At 42.0% G+C, this 23018-nt stretch carries 20 protein-coding genes; 7 read left to right on the top strand and 13 right to left on the bottom strand.

From position 1 onward, the window contains the following. Window positions 1–32 precede the first annotated feature (32 nt). Together ACFQ3S_RS10795 and ACFQ3S_RS10790 are read right to left on the bottom strand one after the other, a co-directional pair. On the bottom strand, window positions 33–437 hold the full coding sequence (locus ACFQ3S_RS10795) for a hypothetical protein (protein WP_377164201.1): 405 nt from the start codon (window positions 435–437) through the stop codon (window positions 33–35). Continuing rightward, a complete protein-coding gene (locus tag ACFQ3S_RS10790; RefSeq protein WP_377164199.1) occupies window positions 437–661 on the bottom strand; it encodes a hypothetical protein in 225 nt (74 codons plus the stop codon). The genes ACFQ3S_RS10795 and ACFQ3S_RS10790 overlap by 1 nt, the downstream gene beginning before the upstream one ends. A 295-nt stretch (window positions 662–956) precedes the next feature. Here ACFQ3S_RS10790 and ku point away from each other — a divergent pair, with 295 nt between their 5' ends. Then, complete coding sequence (gene ku, locus ACFQ3S_RS10785; protein ID WP_377164655.1) at window positions 957–1721, top strand: non-homologous end joining protein Ku; 765 nt, start codon at window positions 957–959, stop codon at window positions 1719–1721. Window positions 1722–1724: 3 nt separating this feature from the next. Continuing rightward, window positions 1725–4259, top strand: coding sequence for a DNA ligase D (ligD, locus tag ACFQ3S_RS10780; protein WP_377164197.1), 2535 nt, complete (start codon window positions 1725–1727; stop codon window positions 4257–4259). A 26-nt stretch (window positions 4260–4285) separates the two neighbouring features. Here the strand turns inward: ligD and ACFQ3S_RS10775 are convergent, their stop codons facing one another. Next, a complete protein-coding gene (locus tag ACFQ3S_RS10775) occupies window positions 4286–4681 on the bottom strand; it encodes an SGNH hydrolase domain-containing protein (protein WP_377164195.1) in 396 nt (131 codons plus the stop codon). Then, window positions 4665–6164 carry an acyltransferase family protein gene (locus ACFQ3S_RS10770; RefSeq protein WP_377164193.1) on the bottom strand — a complete coding sequence of 500 codons (1500 nt, stop codon included), beginning with the start codon at window positions 6162–6164 and terminating at the stop codon, window positions 4665–4667. The genes ACFQ3S_RS10775 and ACFQ3S_RS10770 overlap by 17 nt, the downstream gene beginning before the upstream one ends. 266 nt (window positions 6165–6430) lie before the next feature. Here ACFQ3S_RS10770 and ACFQ3S_RS10765 point away from each other — a divergent pair, with 266 nt between their 5' ends. From ACFQ3S_RS10765 to ACFQ3S_RS10745, 5 genes are all read left to right on the top strand, one after another. After that, complete coding sequence (locus tag ACFQ3S_RS10765) at window positions 6431–7114, top strand: response regulator transcription factor (RefSeq protein ID WP_377164191.1); 684 nt, start codon at window positions 6431–6433, stop codon at window positions 7112–7114. Window positions 7115–7117: 3 nt separating this feature from the next. Then, a complete protein-coding gene (locus ACFQ3S_RS10760; RefSeq protein WP_377164189.1) occupies window positions 7118–8473 on the top strand; it encodes an ATP-binding protein in 1356 nt (451 codons plus the stop codon). Window positions 8474–8577: 104 nt separating this feature from the next. After that, window positions 8578–9066 (top strand): hypothetical protein, encoded by a 489-nt coding sequence (locus ACFQ3S_RS10755; protein ID WP_377164187.1) that lies wholly within the window; start codon window positions 8578–8580, stop codon window positions 9064–9066. An 11-nt stretch (window positions 9067–9077) separates the two neighbouring features. Then, a complete protein-coding gene (locus tag ACFQ3S_RS10750; protein WP_377164185.1) occupies window positions 9078–10004 on the top strand; it encodes a bestrophin family protein in 927 nt (308 codons plus the stop codon). Between the two features lie 278 nt (window positions 10005–10282). Beyond that, entirely contained in the window at window positions 10283–10717 is a 435-nt protein-coding gene (locus ACFQ3S_RS10745) for a DoxX family protein (RefSeq protein ID WP_377164183.1), read from the top strand. 217 nt (window positions 10718–10934) lie between these two features. On the opposite strand, the gene ACFQ3S_RS10740 is transcribed toward ACFQ3S_RS10745, so the two are convergent. The 9 genes from ACFQ3S_RS10740 to kaiC all read right to left on the bottom strand — a co-directional run bounded on the left by ACFQ3S_RS10740 (window position 10935) and on the right by kaiC (window position 22756). After that, complete coding sequence (locus ACFQ3S_RS10740; protein WP_377164181.1) at window positions 10935–13322, bottom strand: ABC transporter permease; 2388 nt, start codon at window positions 13320–13322, stop codon at window positions 10935–10937. Window positions 13323–13864: 542 nt separating this feature from the next. Further along, complete coding sequence (locus ACFQ3S_RS10735; RefSeq protein ID WP_377164179.1) at window positions 13865–14956, bottom strand: DUF2334 domain-containing protein; 1092 nt, start codon at window positions 14954–14956, stop codon at window positions 13865–13867. Window positions 14957–15353: 397 nt separating this feature from the next. Continuing rightward, window positions 15354–16199 (bottom strand): transglutaminase-like domain-containing protein, encoded by an 846-nt coding sequence (locus tag ACFQ3S_RS10730; protein WP_377164177.1) that lies wholly within the window; start codon window positions 16197–16199, stop codon window positions 15354–15356. Next, window positions 16196–16948 carry a peptidase gene (locus tag ACFQ3S_RS10725; protein ID WP_377164175.1) on the bottom strand — a complete coding sequence of 251 codons (753 nt, stop codon included), beginning with the start codon at window positions 16946–16948 and terminating at the stop codon, window positions 16196–16198. The genes ACFQ3S_RS10730 and ACFQ3S_RS10725 overlap by 4 nt, the downstream gene beginning before the upstream one ends. Window positions 16949–17018: 70 nt before the next feature. After that, window positions 17019–18566: a rhamnogalacturonidase gene (locus ACFQ3S_RS10720; RefSeq protein ID WP_377164173.1), complete on the bottom strand. Its 1548-nt coding sequence runs from the start codon at window positions 18564–18566 to the stop codon at window positions 17019–17021. A 78-nt stretch (window positions 18567–18644) separates the two neighbouring features. Then, entirely contained in the window at window positions 18645–20363 is a 1719-nt protein-coding gene (locus ACFQ3S_RS10715) for an ATP-binding protein (protein WP_377164171.1), read from the bottom strand. 12 nt (window positions 20364–20375) lie between these two features. Next, window positions 20376–20690, bottom strand: coding sequence for a circadian clock KaiB family protein (locus tag ACFQ3S_RS10710; RefSeq protein ID WP_377164169.1), 315 nt, complete (start codon window positions 20688–20690; stop codon window positions 20376–20378). 22 nt (window positions 20691–20712) lie between these two features. Beyond that, window positions 20713–21000: a circadian clock protein KaiB gene (gene kaiB / locus ACFQ3S_RS10705; RefSeq protein WP_377164167.1), complete on the bottom strand. Its 288-nt coding sequence runs from the start codon at window positions 20998–21000 to the stop codon at window positions 20713–20715. A gap of 25 nt (window positions 21001–21025) precedes the next feature. Continuing rightward, window positions 21026–22756, bottom strand: a complete 1731-nt coding sequence (kaiC, locus tag ACFQ3S_RS10700; RefSeq protein ID WP_377164165.1) for a circadian clock protein KaiC — start codon at window positions 22754–22756, stop codon at window positions 21026–21028. Between the last annotated feature and the right edge of the window lie 262 nt (window positions 22757–23018).

Below are 23018 nucleotides of genomic sequence, written 5' to 3'. Positions count from 1 at the left end.
TATAGCGTTTAAGATACTAATAACCAGGCAACTTACTTCACCGCCAAATAAATTGATAGTGTTTGATAATTGTCTTTCAAACTTCCACACAGCTCAAACAGGTTTTGAATAGCTACCTGCGCGGCCGATTGCTTGCCCCATTTAGTTAGGCAATGTTCCCATATATCGGCAAAGTTGGTCATGCTGCCTACCACCTGCACCACGTATTGTACCGATGCTTCGGAGCTTTCAAATTCAATGGCATCCAAAACATGGAGCTGTTTCATCAAATCATACACCAAAAAAGGTAGGCGCTTATTAGCAATTACCCGGATGTTGGTTTCGGCGGCGTTCACCTTGGTATCATACGAAGTTTCAATGTCAATCTTCTGGGCTTCGATATAGGTTAGCACCATTTCCTTTAAAGCCGATTGAATTTTTTGTAATTGTGTGGTCATCAGGCAAAAACTTGGTGATATATGTTCAGGATCTTTAATTTGATTACTTCGGGGCAACCCTCCACAAAATCAATTTCGGGTTTGGCTTTTTCTTTATTACCAAAAATGGGCACACCCGGATGCACAACAATAAAATAGCTGTTGAGTTTGGTTTTCTCATTACGGCTCAAACTCTTGATCTGCTGACCGAATGTGTATAGGCAATTGTAAAATCGGTTATTCATAGCCATATTTTTTTGTATGTACCTAATTAAATAAAGCAACAATCACGCCCTTATCTATCTGTATATCAGTCTATTTATTTACAAAAGTTAATAAGTTATTAACAGCTATGTGGATAACTCTAATTTAAAAACCATCCAATATACTCACAACCAACTATCAATCAATATATTGTATTTAAAAATTCATATAAATAAACTGGAGATCATTTTCTGCAATCCACAAAAACATCTTTTATGAATAGCAAACTCATTACTTACTTCAATGGTTATACCTGTCTAAAATATTGCTGTTATGATGAGGTCGATTTGGAAGGGTTCTATTGGGTTTGGGTTGGTTAACATACCAGTAAAGCTGTATTCTGCCGTACAAAGCAGTTCGCTTGACCTGGATATGCTGGACGGCCGCGACCATGCCCACATTCGCTATTTAAAGGTGAACGAAAACACCCATAAAGAAGTGCCCTATGATAAAATTGTACGTGCCTATAAGCTCAACGATGAGTACATTGTTTTGGAGGAACGCGACTTTGAAGACGCCAGTCCCGAAAAAACCAAGCTGATAGAGATTGAAAGTTTTGTAGAGGCCGAAGATATTAACCCCATGTACTACGAAACCTCCTACTACGCCGAACCCGATGCTAAAAATAGCAAAGCCTATAATTTGTTACTGCAAGCGCTCAAAAAAACCGGCAAAGCGGGTTTGGGCCGTTTTGTATTGCGCAACACCGAAAGCCTTTGTATTATTCACCCGGTAGAGAACGCGCTGGTGGTAAGCCGCATCCGGTTTTCGCAAGAGCTACGCTCTACCGACGATTTGAAACTACCCGATGCCGCCGTAAGTAAAAAGGAGCTGGATATGGGCCTGGCTCTTATTAAGCAATATACCGAAGACTTTAATGTATCGAAATTTAAGGATGAGTATGCCGATGAACTGATGAAGATCATTAAACTTAAAGCCAAAGGTAAACGCCCTACCATTAAAAAAATGAAAGTCGCCAAAACCAGCAGCGACGACCTGTACGACCAATTAATGCAAAGCCTGAACAAGAAAGGAGCCTAAGCCATGAGTTTAGAAAAGTATGAAGCCAAGCGCGACTTCAAAAAAACAGCGGAGCCCAAGGGTGGTAAAGGCGATAACCAAACACTAAGCTTTGTGATACAGCGTCACCATGCGTCGCGCCTGCATTACGATTTCCGGCTGGAGCTGGATGGTGTGCTCAAAAGCTGGGCAGTGCCTAAAGGCCCATCTATGAACCCAGGTGATAAACGGCTGGCCATGATGGTGGAAGACCACCCGTTCGATTATCAGGACTTTCAAGGCATTATTCCTAATGGTGAATACGGCGGTGGAATAGTGATTACCTGGGATAAAGGCACGTACCAATCCTTAGCCGAAGACCGCGAAGATGATATAAAGAACCTGCATGCAGGCCTCAAAGCGGGCAACCTTAAAGTGAGGCTGGATGGCAAAATATTGCAGGGCGAATTTGCACTGGTTAAACTGCACAATGCCGATAAAGACGATGATAACGCCTGGTTGCTCATTAAGCATAAAGATGAATATGCCGTCACCACCAAATTTGATAGCGAGGCCTTCGTACCCGATAACATTAAAGCACTCAAAAATAACAAGGAAGGCAAAGTTAAAAAGCTGCCTAAGTACAAGTTGGTAGGTGTTGAGAAGCCGGTTAAAAAAACTGAGGAAAAGAAAAACAAACCAGTTGCTGATAAGGAGGAGGAAATACAAACCCGCCGCTATAAACCCATGCTGGCTAAGCTGGAACAAAAGATTTTTGACGATAAAGATTGGCTGTTTGAAATGAAGATAGACGGGTATCGAGCTATTGCCTATACCGGCAAAGACGCGGCACTAATTTCGCGTAATGGTATTGAGTTTAATGAGAAATACGAAAAGGTATTCAGCGAGATAAAAACTCTGCCTAAAAACGCGGTGTTAGATGGTGAAATAGTGGTAGAAGACAGCCATGGCCGCAGCGCGTTTCAGGATCTGCAAAATTATGACAGCCAAAAAAACAAGCGCATCCTTAAATACTACGTGTTTGATATGCTGCGCCTGGATGGACACGATCTGCGCCAGCTGCCGCTCATAAAGCGTAAAGAATTGTTGAAAGCATACACCGCTGGTCTGCCTAAAGATTCCTCCATAACTTACCTGGATCATATCATAGGCAAGGGTACCAATCTGTTGGTGGAAGCCCAAAAGAAAGGTTGGGAAGGTGTAATTGGCAAGGATAAAGAAAGTATTTATGATGGTGGCCGGCGATCCGACCGATGGCTGAAATTTAAGATCCAGGCATCGCAGGAAGCTATTATTTGCGGCTTTACTGCTCCTAAAGGTAGCCGTAAGCATATTGGTTCGCTGATATTAGGGGTGCAACAGGGTGAGAATATTAAATATGTAGGCAACTGCGGATCGGGCTTTAGTGGGGAAACGTTAGAGGATCTGTTCGGCAAACTGCAGCCTATTATTACCGATGAAAAGTCTTTCCCCGAAAAGGTGAATTATCATGGTAAAACCACCTGGGTAAGGCCCGAACTGGTTTGCGAGGTGTTTTATTCGGAGTGGACAGCCGATGGTAGCATGCGCCACCCGGTGTTTAAAGGTTTACGGATAGATAAGGAAGCCGAAAATGTATTGCAGGAAACACCTGATAAGCAGATGGCCGATGAGACCACCCTTACCTACGGCAAAAATAAGGTTAAGCTCACCAACCAAAACAAGCTCTACTGGAAAAAAGAAGGCATCAGCAAAGGAGAACTACTGAACTATTACAAAGATGTTGCCCCGCATATTCTTCCCTATTTAAAAGACAAGGCTATCTCTATGCGCCGCCAGCCCAATGGCATAGACGACCCTGGCTTTTTTCAAAAAGATGTAGACGAGACCCACCTGCCCGATTGGGTTAAAACAGAAAAACTGTATTCGGAAAGCAACGATAAAAACATCAACTATATAGTGGGCGATGATGAAGCCACGCTGCTATACGTGGTCAATTTAGGCTGTATAGAAATTAACCCCTGGCTCAGCAATTACCAAACACCCGATAATCCCGAGTATGTAGTTATTGACGTTGACCCGCACGATGTACCTTTTACCGAAGCTGTTGAAGTGGCTTTGAAAACCAAAGAGGTATTCGATAGGATGAAACTCCAAACGTTCATCAAAACATCGGGCTCCAAAGGGTTGCACATTTACTGCTATTTAGGCGCTAAGTACGATTACGATTTTGTAAAGATGTTTGCTGAATACGCTGCGAATTTAATACACGATGAACTGCCCGATATTACCAGCATAGAACGGAGCCCGGCTAAGCGTAAAAACAAAACCTACATCGATTTTTTGCAGAACCGCCGCGGGCAAACCATTGCATCGGCTTATTCGGTACGGCCTAAACCTGGTGCTACGGTATCTACCCCGTTGCACTGGGATGAGGTAAACAATAAACTTTCCCTGGCCGATTTTACCATTTACACCATGCCCGAAAGGTTGAAAAATATTGACGATCCCTGGAAAGACATTCACAAAACCAAAGCCGATTTAAAAAAAGCATTAGCCTATTTAAAAGAGCAGGTATAAGTCATACTTGCTAAACCCATGAGATATTAATGTTTCTCTTTATCCCAATTAAAAAAGTTTGTGGTAATTGGGTTTTTAAAGATCTTTTTTGTCACTAAGTCAGCGCCGTATTTAGTAAAATGATTTTCGTCAAACATGTAGGGCGTATTATCCGGTGATATTAATGGAAATATGTTCAGATTGAATACATCTACATAATATGGTGCGAAATTTTTACTTAAAAATTGATTCATCTCTTTCGATTTTTCAGTAAGATAATGTTTACTTATATGAGAATTATACTCCACCTCCTTAGCTGCTATTGTAGGATAGGGAATGGTATAGGTTTCGTTTTGGCCCAGGATGATAATCTTGATGTGCAGCTTATTTAAATAAGCGACTGTTTTTTTAAGGTCATTCAGTAGTTTATCCCTGTCCCCCACTATTCAGGTTGATCCAATTCGCGCCTAAAATTACCCCGTCTATCTCCTTATAATTATTCTTTATAAAGTCGTGGTAAACATATTCAATGATCTTATAGCACATTTCCCCACCGTTTTTATCAATAAGAGGAAAACAGGTACTTGCACTGGCCTGAATAAGGTTGTAATTATTTTCCGGTAAAGTCTCTTTTAAGGTTTGAGCAAATTGTGCTGCATGACTATCACCCAGCAGTAAGTAATTTTTTCTACCTGTATCTATCTTTAAACAAATATCTTTTTTAAATACTTTACTGGTAAACTTGCTATTTACACTTATAAAGCAACACCCCTCATTAAACTGCTTCTCCCGGTCTTTTATATGAACGCTAATATAATTGGAAAGCTCTATAGTGCGTTTTTTATACACCACTGTATTGGTATTATATTGGCTGGCAAACAGGGTGGTTACAAACATAAAACACATAGCTGCCAGTATAAATTTGCTTTGCCTGAAGTTTATTGATTCGATATAGCGGTACGATGCATAAGCTAATAGCATTGATAGCGCAAGTAAAAACACAATACCGTAAGTATTTTTTTCAAGCCCCAAATATCCGCTTATAACATATACCGGCCAGTGCCATAAGTATAAAGAATATGATATTTTTCCCAAAAACTGTACTAACGGTAGTTTAAGTAATTTAAAATCATTGCTGTTTGCTATGATAACTAAAAATGTTCCGAAAACCGGTATAAAGGTAAACTTGCCCGGCCATAATAACCTATCGGTAAGCATAGTTAGGCAGGCGAATAAAATAACATATCCGGCTACGGAAATTATTTTGGAAGCAGTTTTTCCCTTTATGGCACCTTCAAATAAAAATGCGATCCCTCCAAAAAGCATTTCCCAGGATCTGCTGGGGAGTAAATAGAACGAGGCAGATTGATCATACCTGGAAAACTTATTAGAACAGTAAAATATAATTAATGTGGAGGCTATGAATAGGACTTTGTAAAGGTTATTATTTTTAATTAACTTATGAAAGGCAATTAGTAAAAGAGGGTATAACAAATAAAACTGCCACTCTACCGATAATGACCAGGTATGAAGAAATACATTACTCTCAGAGGCGGGACCAAAATAACTTGACTTTGTCCAATACCATATATTAGATAAAAATAAGATACTTGAAGCGGAGTTACCTTCAGTTATTTTATAATCTCTGGGCAGGTAAACAAAAAAGCAAAAAAATGTAACCGCTATAATTAAAAAGAGCAAGGCAGGCACTATTCTTTTAACCCGCTTCGTGTAAAATTCAATTATCGAAAATTCATTTTTATTTAAAGCGTTAATAATTATACGGCTCATGAGGTAGCCTGATATTACAAAAAATATATCTACACCGGCAAAGCCACCATTAAAATAAGGCACCTTAAAATGAAAAAATAACACACCAAAAACAGCTATTGCCCTCAACGTGTTAATATCAAACCTAAATTTCATATATTCTTTTCAACAAATTATGTAATAAATTATAAGTTTCGTAAATATAATATAATCCACAAGCAATCAACCTTCATTTGTTTTTATAAAACAAACAGCATTTAAAAAATTTATATCTGGTTAAAGTGCAGGTTTAACAGGCAACCAAACCTCGGCGTCTTAAACGTGTGCATCAAATAAAAATGATGCACTTTGTATATTTTAAGTATTATAACAATATGTTTGTTAATTAACTTGCGTTTAAATTATATCATAATTTTCCTGATATGGCCATATTATTAGTAGAAGACGAACCCAATGTAGTATCGGTTATTAAACGAGGTTTGGCCGAATATGGCTTTGAAACCAGTATAGCCACCAACGGCTTAACGGGTTTGCAAATGGCACTTAGCCACCCTTTCGACCTGGTAATTCTGGATGTAATGCTCCCCGGTATGGATGGTGTACAAATTTGCAAACACATTAGAGAGCAAAAGCCCAACGTACCCATTTTAATGCTCACCGCGCTGGATTCCACCGAGAACATTGTGACGGGGCTGGATAACGGTGCCGATGATTATATGGTGAAACCTTTTAAAATTCTGGAGCTGGCCGCCCGGTTAAGAACCCTGATGCGCCGCCGTGGCAATAACGAGACCCCGGCAAAAAGCAGTTATAAAATAGCGGATGTAGAGGTTGATACCGAAGCTAAGATAGCAACCCGTAATAAGGTTGCCCTTAACCTTACCCCTACCGAGTACCGCCTGCTGGAGTACTTTATTAAAAACCAAAAGAAAGTACTCTCGCGCATACAAATACTGGAAAGCGTTTGGGATATTGATTTTAACCTGGGTACCAACGTGGTAGATGTGTATGTAAATTACCTGCGCAAAAAGCTGGATAAGAACAATTTGAACAGGCTGATACACACCGTATTTGGCATGGGTTATATGATGAAGGATGGTGACTAACCCATGAAAATTCAAAGTAAAATAACCCTGTTATTTTTAGCATTATCTACAGCCATATTGCTGCTGCTAAACGCCTTTATATTATACTTTGAATACCAGTTTAATTTTGAAGATTTTTTTAAACGGCTGGAAACGCGTGTAAACATCACCTCGCAGGTACGCCTTTTTCCGGGTGAAGAAAGCCGGGCCTACCAGGAGGTAAGAAACAGGTACCTGGAAAAACTGGATGCTGAAAAAGAACACCTTTTGAAAGCCGATGCCAAGGGCGCTTTTAAAAGTGCGGGCCTGCCTACGGAGTTACTGGATGATATTGTAGCCAATGGCACCGCGCGCTATAAAAGAACTAACCAGTTTTACGCCGGCAAAATAGTGCGGCGGGGCGCAGATGAATTCATTGTCGTGGTATCGGCCTCAAACCCCTACGGTTTCAGGGAGATCCTCGAACTGCAAAAAATCCTGTTCTTTGGGTTTGCGGGCTCGCTTATTATTGTGTTTTTTGTGGGCAAGGTATTTTCTTATTACACGTTTATCCCGGTACGTAAGCTAACCGATAAGGTTAAAAGTATCTCTTCCGATAACCTGCACATGCGGTTAGATGAGCCCAAAGGTAAGGATGAGATAGCCGAACTCTCGCTTACGTTTAATAATATGCTCAACCGGCTGGAAACAGCCTTTGCTACGCAAAACAACTTTGTAAGCAACGCATCGCACGAATTACGCACACCGCTTACTATTATTAACAGTGAGGTTGAATTAGCTTTAAACAAGTCGCATTTAAACCCCGAGCAACGCGATACCTTAAATACCATTAGCTCAGAAACCGATAAACTGATACAGATCCTGAACAGCCTATTGCTGATGGCCCAATCGGGGTTTGACGGTAAAAAGCAAAACTGGCAACCAGTAAGGATAGATGAACTCATTTTTATGACCATCGAATCGACCAGGAAGATTCATCCCGAAGGTAACATCCAGGTTGATTTTTCGACCCTTCCGGTTAACGAAGATCTGTTGCAGGTATCGGGTAACAGTAATTTACTGCGACTTGCACTCACCAATATTATCAGTAACGCCTGTAAATATTCGCAAAATAAACTGGTTAATATTAAGCTATCGGTGCAAAATAAAACCATTGTTATCAGCGTTACCGACAAAGGCATCGGCATTCCGTCTACCGAACTGCAACACATCTTCGAGCCTTTCTTCCGAGCCTCCAATACACATCAATACGAGGGACATGGCGTAGGCCTGCCGCTAACGCTTAATATTATACGGCTGCATAAAGGTTCCATCGGCATCCGCTCGGAAGTTGATACCGGTACCGAGCTGCAGGTTTTTTTGCCGGTGGCAACAACCTAATATTCTAATCATATTCTAATAACTTTCTTAATAGTTACTAATGTGTATAGGCTACTATTGTATCATAAAACAAATGTAGTTGCTGCCAAATACATTATTTAACTATGAAAACGCTGCTCATCCCCACCGACTTTAACATAAAATCGCTTAACTGCATACCGGCCCTCCGTAAACGCTATTATCCCGAAAAGGTTAATATTGTATTGGTACACATGATGAAGATCACCGATAACATGCAGGAACTCCTGATGCTGTCGCGCCGGTCTACCGAGTATCAGCATATATCCGAAGAGTTTTACAATACCTGCGCCCGGTTAAGACAAAATAATAAAAACAGCATCCACAATATCCGCATAGAGTTTTTTTATGGCAGTACCGTTGCGGTATTTAAAAACTTTTTAGAAGCCAATGAAGTGGATGCTATTGTCCTGCTCAACAATTACCGGTATGCCCTGCTCAACAAAAACAGTATAGACCCGGCCCAATTAGTAACCCGCAGCGGTTCGTACTTGCTATATGTTGATTGCAATGAGCAGCACGAAAATGAAAACGTTGCCATTACCGATGAAGCGTTGATAGAAGAACGGGTTTAACCTTAAACGTTATGTTATTAAAAAAGAACATCCCCATCAGTTACGTTTTCGGGAAGATTAAATTAGAGCTCGCCTTGCTTACCGCCTACTCTACCACTGTTTATATTGCACATGCCTACTTTAATTTTCCGGGCGTATCCATTCCTATTGCCATACCTGGTATATTAGGTACCATCATCTCTCTTTTGCTGGCGTTTCGTTCCAATCAGGCTTATGACAGGTGGTGGGAAGCACGCATCCTTTGGGGAGCCATTGTGAACGATTCGCGCTCCTTTGCCCGCCAGGTACTTACGTTTATTGACAACTCCTACAATGACGAAGATAAGCGCGCCATGAAAGAGCGTATGATTAAAAGGCAAATGGCCTGGTGCTACAGTTTAAGCCAGCACCTGCGTTGCCAGGATTCGCAGCAAAGCCTGAAAAATTTCGTATCCGAAGAAGAAAGAGAAGCGCTATCGACCATGGAACACGTGCCGCTAGGCCTTATGGAACAGCACGGTAACGATTTGCGCCTGTTACTGCGCCTGGGGTGGGTTAATGATTTTCAGCAGGTGGCAATGGATGAAACCTTAAACCGCTTCTCTAACTCCATGGGTGCATGCGAACGGATCAAAAGCACCGTATTTCCGGTTACTTACAGTGTTTATATTCACTTTTTAGTGCTGTTATTTGTGCTGATACTTCCGTTTGGATTAATTGAGTTTTTCGGAATTATCCAGATCCCGCTGGTGGTGGCCATCTCGTCTTCGTTTTTTCTGATCGAAAAAATGGCTATTCACTTGCAGGATCCTTTCGAGAGCAAGCCTACCGATACGCCTACCACTTCTATTAGCCGTAAAATTGAGCAAAACCTGCGTCAGTTACTGAAAGATGAATACCCGGTACAACCCGAACCAACAACCGCCACTAAAGACAGTACTATGTTTTATATTCTATAGTTTTTAAGTTCAGTGTTTGTTTGAGAGCCGCTCCGTGCGATATGGGGTGGCTCTTTCTTTTTCCTGTATAGCTTGCAATCGGCAATAAATATTTATGAAGTTCCCTACGTTTAGAGCATGCCCTCATACACCTGCAGGCCTACACATTTGCAGGTATCCGCTGTTCCCCTTATTGCAAATACATGCATAAAACATCACGCTAACTCCCTGAAAACAAGCAGTAAAAAGTAACAACACAATATAAAAAACGTTATAATTGTAAACCAATTATAAACATCATGAAATTGCTCATCAAAGTACTCAACTGGGGCGATAGACATCACCCCATGTGGTTAGATTTTTTTAGAATAGCGTTAGGTTTAGTACTCATCTGGAAAGGTGTGTCTTTCGCCTTAAACCTGAGTGCCTTTACCAGCCTGATGATGAACGCCGGATTAGGCACGGCGGTATTCATCAGTTTAATAGCGCACTTAATTATGGGCCTGCACCTCATCGGCGGCCTTTTTATTGCTATTGGCTCGCACACCCGCACGTTTTGCCTGCTTAATTTGCCTGTATTGCTGGGTGCCGTATTTTTTGTAAACTTAAGCCCTAACATTTTCAGTCCCTATGCCGAATTCTGGTTATCGTGCTCGGTAATGCTGGCACTGCTTTGCTTCCTCATAGAAGGTGATGGCAAACTTTCGGTAGAACATGAGCGGAAAATAGCGTAAATGGGGGAGATATAATAAACAGTTAAACTACACAACAAAAGCCATTCATATTTAATTTATGGTGGCTTTTGCTTTGGATAGTGCTTTAAAACAATCTCTTCAAACCAAGTGATGCAGTGTATGTATCCTTTATTAAAAGAGGAGTTGCTAAACTATACAAAAAGCCCCTGCCATGAGCGCAAAAACAACAAGGCTACATATTAAAATCAATTAAAAACTACTCGCTTTTTAAACTTTTAACCGGGTTGGCCAGCGCCGCCTTTACCGATTGAAAACTGACGGTGAGCATGGTAATAGCTAAAGAACCCAGGCCTGTCACTAAAAAGATCCACCAGGTTATACCTGAGCGGTACTCGAAACTTTGCAACCAATTGTGCATAAGGTAATACGCCAGCGGACCGGCAATTACCAATGCTATAACCACCAGGGCGGCAAAATCCAGCGATAATAATCGCCACAAGTTAAATACCGATGCACCCAGCACTTTACGGATGCCTACTTCCTTGATCCGTTGCTCAGCCATAAACGAGGCCATACCAAACAAGCCTAAACAGCTGATGAAAATTGCCAATGCGGCAAAAAAGCCGGCCAGTTTGCCTATGCGCTGCTCGTTGCCAAACTTGGCGTTATACTCTTCATCTAAAAAAATACTTTTAAAGGGTTGAGCAGGGTTGTATTGTTTAAAAACAGCTTCTATTTTTTGCAAAGCTTCACTCGCGCTGGCTTTGGGGTTAATTTTAAATAGCACCACATTGTACTCGGTAGATGACAGCATGTAGATAGAAGGCTTAATTTGACCATAAGGAGACTGTATAACCATATCTTTAACTACCCCTAAAACATGGAGCGGCGTTCCATCCCATTTAATAATAGCTCCTACCGGCTTTTTCAGGTTCATGAATTTAGCTGCCGTTTCATTAATCATTATTCCGGTGGAATCGGTAGCACGCTCTTTTGAAAATTCACGCCCTTCTTTAACCGCCCATCCTATGGTTTTGCCATAATCGTACGAAACCAGGTTGGTTGGAAAATCCACGCTCATGTTAGGATCTTTACCCGGCCAGTCGAAACCGCTGCTGGTAGAACCATAATAGGTAGGCATACCGGCACTTTCGGCCATAGATACAATGGCGCCACTATTAACCAGCTCACTTTTAACGGCTTCAAAATGTTTGTGAATTTCGCCGGTTACGGTACCTGCAGCCACTAAACCATTGTTGCTGTAACCAATAGGCCTGTTTTTAGCAAACTGAATTTGCCTGAACACTACAATAGTGCCGATGATGAGCGTTACCGATACTGTAAACTGCATAACCACCAACACCTTACGTGGCATACTGGCCATACGCCCCATCCGAAACGCGCCTTTTAAAACCTTTACAGGCTGAAACGATGACAGGTAAAAAGCCGGATAACTACCGGCAATTAAGCCGGTAAGCAAACTAAAGCCAATGCCCATGAGCCAAAAAAACATACTGGTCCATAAAATGCTCATTTGCTTATCAGCCACCTCGTTAAAAAAGGGCAAGCTCAATTGTACTACTATAATAGACAGCACAAAGGCAATACCCACACACAGCAACGATTCGCTCATGAACTGGTAAATCAACTGACTGCGTAACGAACCGATAGCCTTGCGGATGCCCACTTCTTTAGCCCGTTTTTCGCTGCGTGCGGTGCTCAAATTCATAAAGTTGATACAGGCCAGCAGCAGTACAAACATACCAATGATGCCAAACAAGTACACATATTGTATGCGGCCACCAGTATTAATTCCGTTTTTGAACTCACCATACAAATGCCATTTACTCATGGGATGCAGAAAGAGGGCAGGTTTCTTTTTAGCCAGTTCGGCATTCACTTTACGTAGCTTTACATCGCGTATTTTTAACGACACCTTGTCCATATCGGCATTATCGGCCAATTGCACGTACAGGGAGAAAGCATTGGGCCTCCAGGGGTCTTCAGCAGTTCTTATCCAATCGGCATTGGCAAAATACAGGTCCCACGGGGCAATAAAACCTAATTTGGCAAAATTGCTGTTTTCAGGCAAATCTTCGTAAACACCGGTTACGTTTACAGTAAGCTGGTTATTAATCTTCATTACCTTGTTAACAGGGTCGGTATCACCAAAAAAGGCTTTAGCGGTGGTTTGCGATATGATAACAGAAGACGGATCTTTTAAGGCGGTTGCCCTGGTACCTTTTAACATGTGAAGGCTGAACATGGCCGGTGCCTGAGGTTCAAAATAACTTCCTTTAACAGATAGGTTTTTATCGGCTGTGGCCAGTATCTGATCGCCGAAACCAGCGGCCAACACTACATATTTAAAATCGCCACCATAATTTTTGCGCAATTCTTCGGCTAACGGGTAAGGAGTACTTTCCCAGGTTTGCACCTCGCCGTTGTTGGTTACGTTCTGCCAAACCTGTGCAATACGGTTATAATTCTGGTGATATTTATCGTACGATAATTCGTCCCAGATCCATAACCCTATCAGTATAGCCACTGCCATACCAACTGATAAACCCGCGATATTAATAAACGAGTGTGCCTTGTTTTTTAACAGGTTACGCCAGGCAATTTTAAAATAGCTTTTGATCATATAGCTGATGCTTCTGTATGATGTATTCAAATTGATGCCATATATACAACTATTTAATAATCAATATTTTAGATATCGGTTATGATGAATACATGTATCGGTACCGAACAGTTATGCGTTCGGTTTTGGGCGGGATATTAAAAAGCCAATAGTCATACTAAATTTATTTCAGCACCTCACCTGCTAAGTGAATGACTGCTTAGTCTGTCTGCTGGCTACTGAGGGTATTCGACAACCTTTCTGGTGAGATGCCGAAATAAATTCGGCATGAAGGAGAGGGTGGTTAAATACAACCTGTGAGTACACAGGCAACGGCGGGGTAAATAATATATATCCCTAACTTGTCATGCTGAGCTTGTTGAAGCATTTGCCGCTTTACTAAGTCTTCGACAGGCTCAGACTGAAACACTGTATGACGGAAGATCCATAACAGCTTCATTAACACACTCCCGCCACTTCAACTGCATGGTTGTACAACACCTCTACACCATGTGAAAACATAGAAAACCCCATTCTTTAAAGCTTACATCAGTATCGGCCTGTTAAAATTTAGCGCTCACCACCACCGATGAAATATCGGTTAACGAAGTAAAAGCACTCCTGGTAGTGGTTACCGGAGCCGAACTGCCGTTAAAATTATCACCTTCAAAAAGTGTAGCCTTTAATCCATCGGGAACTTTAATAGACATGATGCTGTTGATACCTAAAGCAGTTAACTGGGTTTTATTGTATGTGCCTATACCTAAAGCGGCGCTGGTACCACCAAAGCTTGCAGCCGAATAAATAGTGCTTTTAATGTTTTTAGCTACATAGTAATAATCATAAGGTAAAATAAAACGGCAGTTTTCGGCCACTAAAAATTCCATCAAATTTATAAAAGTTGCTTTTTCGGTAGCGTTCCATTGGTTAGGATGGCCTTGAATAACCATGTAAGCGTACGTACTTTTATTGGCCATGTACTGGGTCATAAAACCTACCGAATCTATAACGCCTGCACTGCTTTCCATTTCTAATTTATTGTTCAAACTTAACAAAGGCGATACCGGCTGCGGGTTAGTAAACATGGTTACTTTATAGCTGGCATTTTCGCCGATCACCTGATTGGTAACAGCATCATTACGGTTATAAGGGGCACCAAACGAGTGCATTTGCACACCCAGGCTACTTAACACTTTTTGGTTAGCCATTTCAAAATTGTTTTTTTGATACGCATAAGTAGTGCCCTTAAACTCATAAACTCCACCACCCAAATCATTGTGTAACAAGCCATGGTGCCAAATTTCAAACAGTTTTTCGCCGGCTGTATTTTTGGCGTTAATGTACTGATCATAGACCACAGCATCGGCACTTAAACGGTCGGCTATTACGCCCAGCGCAGTTTTAATATTGTTTTGCTTTAAATAGTTGAGTGTGGTAGCAGCTACGTTTATAGAATTGTCGGAGCCAAAATCGTCAAGCTTTAAAATGATGTAGGGGCCAGGGGTTACGGCCAAAGTTTGGCGCTGGTTTTCTAATGCTGCGGTAATAGTTTGACCGCTCTTTGCAGAAACCTGCTCACCTTTTTTGCACGCCGCAGTGTGTAATAGCCCGGCTGATAATAGCAGGTATCCAAAATGCTTAAATAAGTTTATCATTATATATATTTTTATTGGTTTTATAACTGGTTTAATTAAAATACACCTGCTACCAACAAGGCAACAGGTGTTCATCAAAGCATGGATGCTCCGCTAAAACCGGGTGTTAATAAAAATGTAAAGCGTAAAGGTTATAATAGATAATGCACATAATTGGCCACGTGTAAATACAACGCTAAATTAATACTGAAATTTAAGCTACCGGGGTACGAAACATAAGCGTTTGGGGGTGCTTACCGTTCGGTGTTAAAATTGTACGATCTATTGCTTTTTTAGAGATACACATCTCTCAAGAAAGTGCATGTTTACCTGTCCTCTTTATTAACACACCCCTTGCATGTTTACCTGTCTCTATATTACACACCCCTGCCCCTCTCAAGAGCGGAAAGCTCTCCCCCTACAAATACGTCAACCCCGTAGGGATTTCACTATTGTAATAAACGGGTTCAAAGTTATCGTCGGCCAGTTCGCAGGAGGCGGAAATGGTGAGAAAATTGACCTGACCAAAAATGGTGGATATAGAAGCGTCGGCTGCATCGCGGCCAGTGGCAATTTTTACAAGTCCGTTTAAGGGTACCAGTTTGGTGGCATCAAATATTACCCAGTCGCCGCCCAGGTAAGCTTCAAAACAAGCATGAAAATCGGGCGGATTCAATTGGTAAGCATAGCCTGTAAAATAGCGGGCAGGTATATCGAGGGCACGGCAAAGGGCTATACCCAAGTGGGCAAAATCGCGGCAAACGCCGGCCTGTTCGGTTACGGTATCATAAGCCGAGGTTTGCGAGTTGGTAGAGCCGCTCAGGTATTCTACATTATCGTGGATCCAGTTGGTGAGGGCCAGCACTTTGTCAAAAGCGTTATCTATTTTACCAAACTTGTTGTGGGCAAAACGAAATAATTTATCCGACTGGCAATAACGGCTCGGAAACAGATAGGGCAACACCGAGGTATCCATTTGCATCACCGGCACATTGGTCAGTTCGGCACCCGCTGTTTGCTTGTATGAGGTATCTATAATGGCACTATAACTGATGTTGACGGTAGCCGGCTCGGTAACTTCCACCCGAATGAAGCGGTTTTCGGCATGCTGGGGAGTCAGCTCCTCTATCTTGTAATACGGGTTTATTAAAAAGCTTTCTTCTAAAACAGCCTGGGCAGGGGTACGCAAGGCATGAATATTCAATATAAAAGTCGACGGCATAATTACCTCGTAGCCCAATGTCCCCATTACCCTAAACTTCATACTTTTTTCCGTTTTTTAGTGCTTTTACCTAATTTAGTGAACGCCGTATCCATCCATTCGTTTGAAATATTTTTGAGCGCGCCTTTCAGCTCCTTATCCCACTGGGCCGATACGCTTGCAAGGTCTTCCTTTTCATAATGATGTTCTACCATATTAAAGCTATCGGCCCGGTATAAGGCCACATCGATGGGGAAATCTACATCGGCCGCGCTAATACGGGTAGAATCGAAAGAGAGGAAGCCTGCCTTCAATGCCAGTTTTAAACTGGTATCTTCATTCAGGATACGGTTTAGGATGGCTTTACCCTGGGCAGCGTTACCAATAATAACATACGGTGCGCCATGGCCTAATTCTACCCAGTTACCTTCGGGATAAAGCAGGAACAGTTTGGGTTCTTCATCGTCCTTCATTTGTCCGCCTATAATGGTGTTGAGGTTAAACTTGAACCCCGATTTCTCCAACGTTTCGCGGTCTTCTTCACCAACGCGTTTAACCTGTGCGCCAAAGGCATTTACGGCTTTATACATCTTGTTAAAATCATCGAGGCCATGCTCCATAATTTCGTTGAAATATACAATAGCCTTATCGCGCACCGAGCGCAGGCCGCTGGTCATGATAAATAAGGAACAGTTTTCTTTTTGTAGCGTGAATAGCTTTTTTTTGATAGTTACCTCGTTACCCGATGTAATGCGGGTGTCGGCAATGGCCACCAGGCCTTCTTTTACTTTAATGCCTAAACAGTAGGTCATGATAAATTTATAATCTTTTGTGAAGCTAAATTTAGCGCCGCAAAGTAGCTCTAAAAAAAATGCTATCAAATTAATTCAGCTCCTTATAGGTGGTATTGGCAACTTTTATATCTGCCGTTCCTGTGCTTTGACTCAGGTTAAAATCTTTTACATCCTTTAATATATAAACCGGTTGTTTAAGCGTACGTACGGTATTAATGTGATGCAAATTAACACCCGATACCTCGTCTATAAAAAATACGGGGCGCATATCATCAATAGTAGCCCTTAGCTTTATATCGTGCATATCGATGTTTTTGGCATGTCGGATGTAAAAGCCATAGGCAGGAGTTACGCCATGGCGTTCGGGTTCGGGGTAGGCCTTTTCTACTTCGGGCATTTCGCGTTTGGACTGTTCCCGGGTGCCTCCGCCTTTGGTGTATATCCTGATATCATGCAGGCTGATGTCATCTATATAACCGCCGGGCACCCCGCTGATAATAGACGACTGACGCGGATCAGCATTGTACACAACTACATTACTGATGAGTATCCTTTTAATTTGGCCTATGGCAGTACCCTCAGGCGCACGCATACGCGACCCAATACGCACATAAATAGGCGAATTAACAATATCCCTCATAGTAATATTGGTTACCGTAACATCTTCAATTAAAGCCCCGTCGGTTGATTCGATGGCCAGGCCGCGGCAGTAATCAAACACACAATTAGAGATAGCTATATTTTTGAATCCGCCGTTTGATTCGGTGCCGAATTTGATACGCCCGAATGGACCCAGGTCAAACTTATCCGACGGTGGTGTACGTTTATAGGTACCATCTAAAACGGTACCCTCGTCATAACCGCTTACTATACAATTAGTAATGGTCACGTTTTCGGTAGCCCTCAACATATTTAGGGCAAAGCTGCTTTTCAGGCATATTCCATCATCCAAAGGGGTGTTTATTTTGCAGTTAGCTATGTTTACGTAGTGGCAGCAGTCAATATCCATACCGTCGCGATTGGTATCTTCCTTAATATTGTCGATAGTTAAATTATCAACCCCAGTTGCCAGAATACCAAACCAGCCGCCATGAAAAATAGTAATATCACGGATGAGTACATTTTTGCAAAGTTTTAGGCTGATGGCTTTATTAGGCGCCTTATCGGTCTTCCGGCTGTTGCGGGCAAGGCCTTTTCCGTAAATAATACCAGTACCGGTTATGGATACATTCTCCAGGTTTTCGCCCCAAATTAAGCTGTTATGCCAGTGGCTATGTCCAAAATCCTGGTACTTGTCATTCTCGGTAGCCTCAGGCTCGTCATATACCGCCCCCGACCCGTACGCGGCCGCTACCAACGTTGCGCCCTGATCTATCAACAGGTTAATATTGCTTTTAAGGTGTATAGAGCCCGACAAATATATTCCCGCAGGTAGCAAAACCGTGCCGCCGCCATTAGCTGCCGCCGCCTCAATGGCTTTGTTTATACCGGGTGCATCCATTTGTTTACCATCGCCTTTGGCCCCGTAATCCTTAACGTTGTAAACGCTGGTTGCAGGTGTGGCTTTTGCAGGTAAAAACCCTCGTAATAATATATAAATAAACAAACAGGTTTTAAAAGGCAACTTGAGGTTCATAGCATATAAAGCTATGGCAATAATTTATATACACAATAAATTTTATTGATTTAAGTTTGTGAGGCCAGTGCTAAACACCTAAAATATGGGCAGTGTAAACCAAAAGGTACTGCCTTCGCCCAGCTTGCTATCGGCACCAATTTGTCCGTTATGTTTTTTGATAATCTCGGCACAAATATATAAGCCCAAGCCTAAGCCCGAGTATTGGATGCCGCTGTTATCAACCCGGTAATAACGATCGAACAGGTTGGGCAATTTTTCGGGGGGGATACCCGGTCCATGATCACTTACCGATACTTTAACCATTTGATCTTCCCGCGCTAAGGTTATGCGAATGTCTTTAGAACCGGGGGCGTATTTAATGACGTTATTAATAAGATTGTTGACCACCTGCTCAATTTTATCGGCATCGGCGTTTACCTTCAGGTTAGTGTCGCCTTCAATTACTACCTGATGACCGGCTTCGGTATGCAAATGCTGACAGCACTCTTGTATGAGGTATGATAAAATAAACCAGCTTTTGTTTAAGTGCAGCTGGCCTTCGGTCATTTTGGTAGTGTTCAGCAAATCGCTGATGAGTACGCTTAGTTTGTTCAGGCTTTTGTTGGCCTGATCTATCAACACTGGCAGCATTTTAGGTGAAGGTTTATCCTTCATCCTGTCCAGCAGTTGCAGGGACGCTTTTAAACTGGTTACCGGTGTACGTAGCTCATGGCTGGCTACACTAATAAATTCGTCTTTATTCTGGATGTTTTTACGGCGTACAGTAACATCCATAAAGGTACCTATACCACCTATAATGTTACCATACTCATCGCGCAGGGGGGCGGCGTTAATGGAAATATAAAAGCGTTCTTCGCCTGGTGGCTGTACGGCAATTTCATGGTCGAAAACGGGTTTACCGGTAGCCATAATCAATGCCATAGGATGCTCATCTTCGGGCAGCGGGCTACCATCTACCCTTAAATTTTCCCATTTAGGATCGTGGTATGTTCTTTCTAAAATTACACTTTGCTTTAGCCCCAGTATTTTTTGCGCCATAGGGTTAGCGTAGGTGAGGTTGCCATAAACATCTACAATTCCTACCCCTTCGGCCATGGTTTCCAGTATGCGGGTAAGGCGCTCCTGGTTACTGCGCAATTCTTGTTCAACCTTTGTTTTTTGTTCAATATTACGCTCCAGCTCAATAGTACGTTCTTTAACGGTACTCTCTAAATTAGCATTTAAATTTTGGGCTATGGTTTGCGCCTCCTCTAATTGGGCATTTTTTTGTTCCAGCAGCTTTTGAGTTTCTTTTTGAGTGGTAAGATCAGTAATGATCACGCTTAAAGACAAGCCTTCATCCAGGTTGAGTGTTTTAAGGGATAACAACACAGGAATTTCCCGGTTACCGGCGGTTAAAATATCGAGTTCACCTTTGGTATTACCGTTCCAGGCCTCAGCAATATATTTGCGGCAGGTTTCCTGGCAATCTTCGGTTATAAAATTATAGAATAATTTTCCGGTAACTTTTTCTAAGGGTAAATCTACCAGTTCGGCAAACTGCGAGTTACTGTATAGTATATAACCACTGTGGTTAAGCGTTATGGCCCCTTCCGTCATTTGTTCAATAAAAATACGGTAAGTTTGATCGGCGCTTTTGAGCGTATAAAGCTGATGTCCATTGTCGGCTTTAACTACAAGAGCGTCAATTTCGCCTAAACGTATAGCCTCAATGGTATCAGTTGCCTCTTCCAGTTGTATGCGTACTTCGCTCAGCTCAGCTAAAAGTTCCTGGTATGACTTTAATTTTTCCACTGCTAAAAATTATTACGATAAACCAAGTCCACGTAACACCTTATTCGTATCAGACATGTCGCCTACCAGCCGCCTTAACGGTAACGGAAACTTTTTTATTAACATAGGTACCGCAGTCACATCATCGCTTTGCACCAATAACGGCTGCTGGTGTACATCTATAATATCCAGTTCAAATCTGTCTTTCAAATGCTCGTTCAATATTACCTGTAGGTTATTTATGGCACGTACAGAAACAGGAGACGCACCTGCTACAAACAAACGTAGCACATATACCGGCTCTTCTACCTCGTCCCAGTTGGTAGAGAGGTTTCCGTTATTGATCATTACACTGCATATAAAAACGTCTCTAACTAAAATCTCGGGGGCGTATATCCAAACCTACCAGCACCTTTTCTATGTTAGAAAGGTCGCCTATAATTTTACGTACCGGCTCGGGTACTTTTTTTACCAGGGTAGGTATAGCCAGTATTTGATCGCCTTCGGCCAGTTGCGGGTGCTGAAGCAGGTCTATTACTTCAATGGTGTACTGGCCTGCTAAATGCTCTTCGCAATATTTTTTCAAATTGCTCAATGCCGTAATCGATTTTGGTGTTTTCCCTGCTACATAAAGCCGCAGTTCGTAAAATTGTTCCACTTTATTATTTATTTACCCGGATAAATCATACTTCAGGGTGGGCATTCCGGTTACCGCTCCTTATATTGATCACTTTTTGACGGGTTTGTTCCATTACTTCCCGTTTAAGGTCTTCTTCTATATAAATCTTATTCAGCTCTTCTTCTGTTGATTCAAACTCCGTTTTCAGGCTATCTATTTTCGATTCGAGCACCTTGCGCTTACGCAGCAGTTCGCGGTCTTTACGGCTAATGGCATGTGTATGCAGTACTTGCCCGGTTTGCTCAAGCATTACCTGCGCTTCACGTGCCGAGCCTATCAGCACACCATCGGGACCTAAATAAACATCTACCAGGTTAAGCCCCTCACTGGTTATTACAAATTCCCGAACCTGATTGGAATGATGCATCCCGCGCGATTTCATGATATACAGCCCACGGTTACGTTCCCCGTTCATCTCAATATCTTTTATGAGCAACCAGGCATCTACCAGTGAAGATACACCTTCATCGGTTTGTTCATTAATTACCGTATTTAAAGTTAAGGCCGTAAACATTACCGTAATCTGCTCTTCCTGTAAAAAATCTATCAGCCGCACCAGCATCGATTTTACTTCGCTTACTGTACCTACGGTAATTAAATTGGTAATAGGATCGAGCACTACTACTTGCGGCTTAAACTTACGAATGGCTTTATGTATGGCCACCAAATGCATTTCCAAACCATATAAAGTTGGGCGTGATGCATAAAACTTCAATAGGCCTTTATCCACATGTGTTTGCAGATCCATACCAATGGAGCGCATGTTACGTATAATTTGCTGCGGCGATTCTTCAAAAGCAAAATACAGGCACTTCTCGCCACGGCTACAGGCTTCGTTGGCAAAACTGGAAGCTATACTGGTTTTACCAGTACCGGCCGTGCCCGATACCAATATGCTGCTGCCCTTGTAAAAGCCACCATCGCTCAACATAGTATCTAAGGCTTTGATACCCGATGTAATTCTTTCTACCGATACCGGCTTATTTAACTGCAAAGAGGTTACCGGCAAAACCGAAATTCCGTCTTCATCAATTAAAAAAGGATACTCGTTGGTACCATGCACCGAGCCACGGTATTTTACGATGCGGAGCCTGCGGGTTGAGATCTGGTTAATAATACGATGATCCAGTAAGATCACACAATCGGACACGTACTCTTCCAGTCCCTGACGCGTTAAAGAGCTTTCGCCCCTCTCTCCGGTAATAATGGCTGTTACACCTTTGTCTTTTAAAAACTGGAACAGGCGGCGTAATTCGGCACGTAAAATAGCCTGGTTAGATAAACCTGAAAAAAGGTTTTCTATAGTATCTAGCACCACCCGTTTGGCTCCAATACTGTCAATAGCATAACCCAGGCGTATAAATAACCCTTCCAGGTCATACTCGCCGGTTTCTTCTATTTCGCTTCGGTCAACATGTATATAATCTATCTTAATTTTTTTATCGTGCTGCAGCTTATGCAGATCGAAGCCCAGCGAAGCCACGTTTATAGCCAGTTCATCGGCCATTTCTTCAAAGGCGATGAATACACCGGGCTCATTAAATTCCAATGCCCCCCTCACAATAAACTCTAACGAAAATAAGGTTTTACCACAACCTGCGCTACCGCAAATGAGGCTGGGCCTGCCCGTAGGCAAGCCGCCTAAGGTAATCTCGTCTAAACCACTAATACCCGAACGGGTTTTAGGCAAACTTTTGAGCGGCGGATATAAGTTGGAGGAAGAAGAAAGAGACATACTGTTATTTGATCAAAGGGTACAAGGTAATTCTTTTTTATCCCCTAATTGTTTATTTAATCCAATTGGGGGTATATTAAATGAACCTATTGTTTTTTGGAAAGATGTTTTTTCGGAATTAAAGTTTCATTTACACCAAGAATTCTTCAAAAATACCTCTCCTACAAAACATACTGTATTATTGCGTTTTGTACACTGCTTATTTTTGTAATTTATTAAGCAATATAACAGGAAAAAATGTTAATAGTTTTGTTCTTTTTGC

This window comes from Mucilaginibacter terrae (assembly GCF_042679325.1).
Classification (GTDB): Bacteria; Bacteroidota; Bacteroidia; order Sphingobacteriales; family Sphingobacteriaceae; genus Mucilaginibacter; species Mucilaginibacter terrae.
The sequence above is the reverse complement of the archived record's forward strand: the minus strand, read 5'-3'. Positions and strand labels throughout refer to the sequence as shown.

What these genes read in the sequence shown, in the direction of transcription:
- ACFQ3S_RS10735 (WP_377164179.1), bottom strand. Translation starts at nt 14,956, where the DNA reads ATGATAAACTTATTTAAGCATTTTGGATACCTGCTATTATCAGCCGGG.
- ACFQ3S_RS10725 (WP_377164175.1), bottom strand. Translation starts at nt 16,948, where the DNA reads ATGACCTACTGTTTAGGCATTAAAGTAAAAGAAGGCCTGGTGGCCATT.
- ACFQ3S_RS10770 (WP_377164193.1), bottom strand. Translation starts at nt 6,164, where the DNA reads ATGAAATTTAGGTTTGATATTAACACGTTGAGGGCAATAGCTGTTTTT.
- ACFQ3S_RS10790 (WP_377164199.1), bottom strand. Translation starts at nt 661, where the DNA reads ATGAATAACCGATTTTACAATTGCCTATACACATTCGGTCAGCAGATC.
- ACFQ3S_RS10750 (WP_377164185.1), top strand. Translation starts at nt 9,078, where the DNA reads ATGTTATTAAAAAAGAACATCCCCATCAGTTACGTTTTCGGGAAGATT.
- ACFQ3S_RS10730 (WP_377164177.1), bottom strand. Translation starts at nt 16,199, where the DNA reads ATGAAGTTTAGGGTAATGGGGACATTGGGCTACGAGGTAATTATGCCG.
- kaiC (WP_377164165.1), bottom strand. Translation starts at nt 22,756, where the DNA reads ATGTCTCTTTCTTCTTCCTCCAACTTATATCCGCCGCTCAAAAGTTTG.
- ACFQ3S_RS10720 (WP_377164173.1), bottom strand. Translation starts at nt 18,566, where the DNA reads ATGAACCTCAAGTTGCCTTTTAAAACCTGTTTGTTTATTTATATATTA.
- ACFQ3S_RS10765 (WP_377164191.1), top strand. Translation starts at nt 6,431, where the DNA reads ATGGCCATATTATTAGTAGAAGACGAACCCAATGTAGTATCGGTTATT.
- ku (WP_377164655.1), top strand. Translation starts at nt 957, where the DNA reads ATGAGGTCGATTTGGAAGGGTTCTATTGGGTTTGGGTTGGTTAACATA.
- ACFQ3S_RS10740 (WP_377164181.1), bottom strand. Translation starts at nt 13,322, where the DNA reads ATGATCAAAAGCTATTTTAAAATTGCCTGGCGTAACCTGTTAAAAAAC.
- ACFQ3S_RS10755 (WP_377164187.1), top strand. Translation starts at nt 8,578, where the DNA reads ATGAAAACGCTGCTCATCCCCACCGACTTTAACATAAAATCGCTTAAC.
- ligD (WP_377164197.1), top strand. Translation starts at nt 1,725, where the DNA reads ATGAGTTTAGAAAAGTATGAAGCCAAGCGCGACTTCAAAAAAACAGCG.
- ACFQ3S_RS10710 (WP_377164169.1), bottom strand. Translation starts at nt 20,690, where the DNA reads ATGATCAATAACGGAAACCTCTCTACCAACTGGGACGAGGTAGAAGAG.
- ACFQ3S_RS10745 (WP_377164183.1), top strand. Translation starts at nt 10,283, where the DNA reads ATGAAATTGCTCATCAAAGTACTCAACTGGGGCGATAGACATCACCCC.
- ACFQ3S_RS10760 (WP_377164189.1), top strand. Translation starts at nt 7,118, where the DNA reads ATGAAAATTCAAAGTAAAATAACCCTGTTATTTTTAGCATTATCTACA.
- ACFQ3S_RS10795 (WP_377164201.1), bottom strand. Translation starts at nt 437, where the DNA reads ATGACCACACAATTACAAAAAATTCAATCGGCTTTAAAGGAAATGGTG.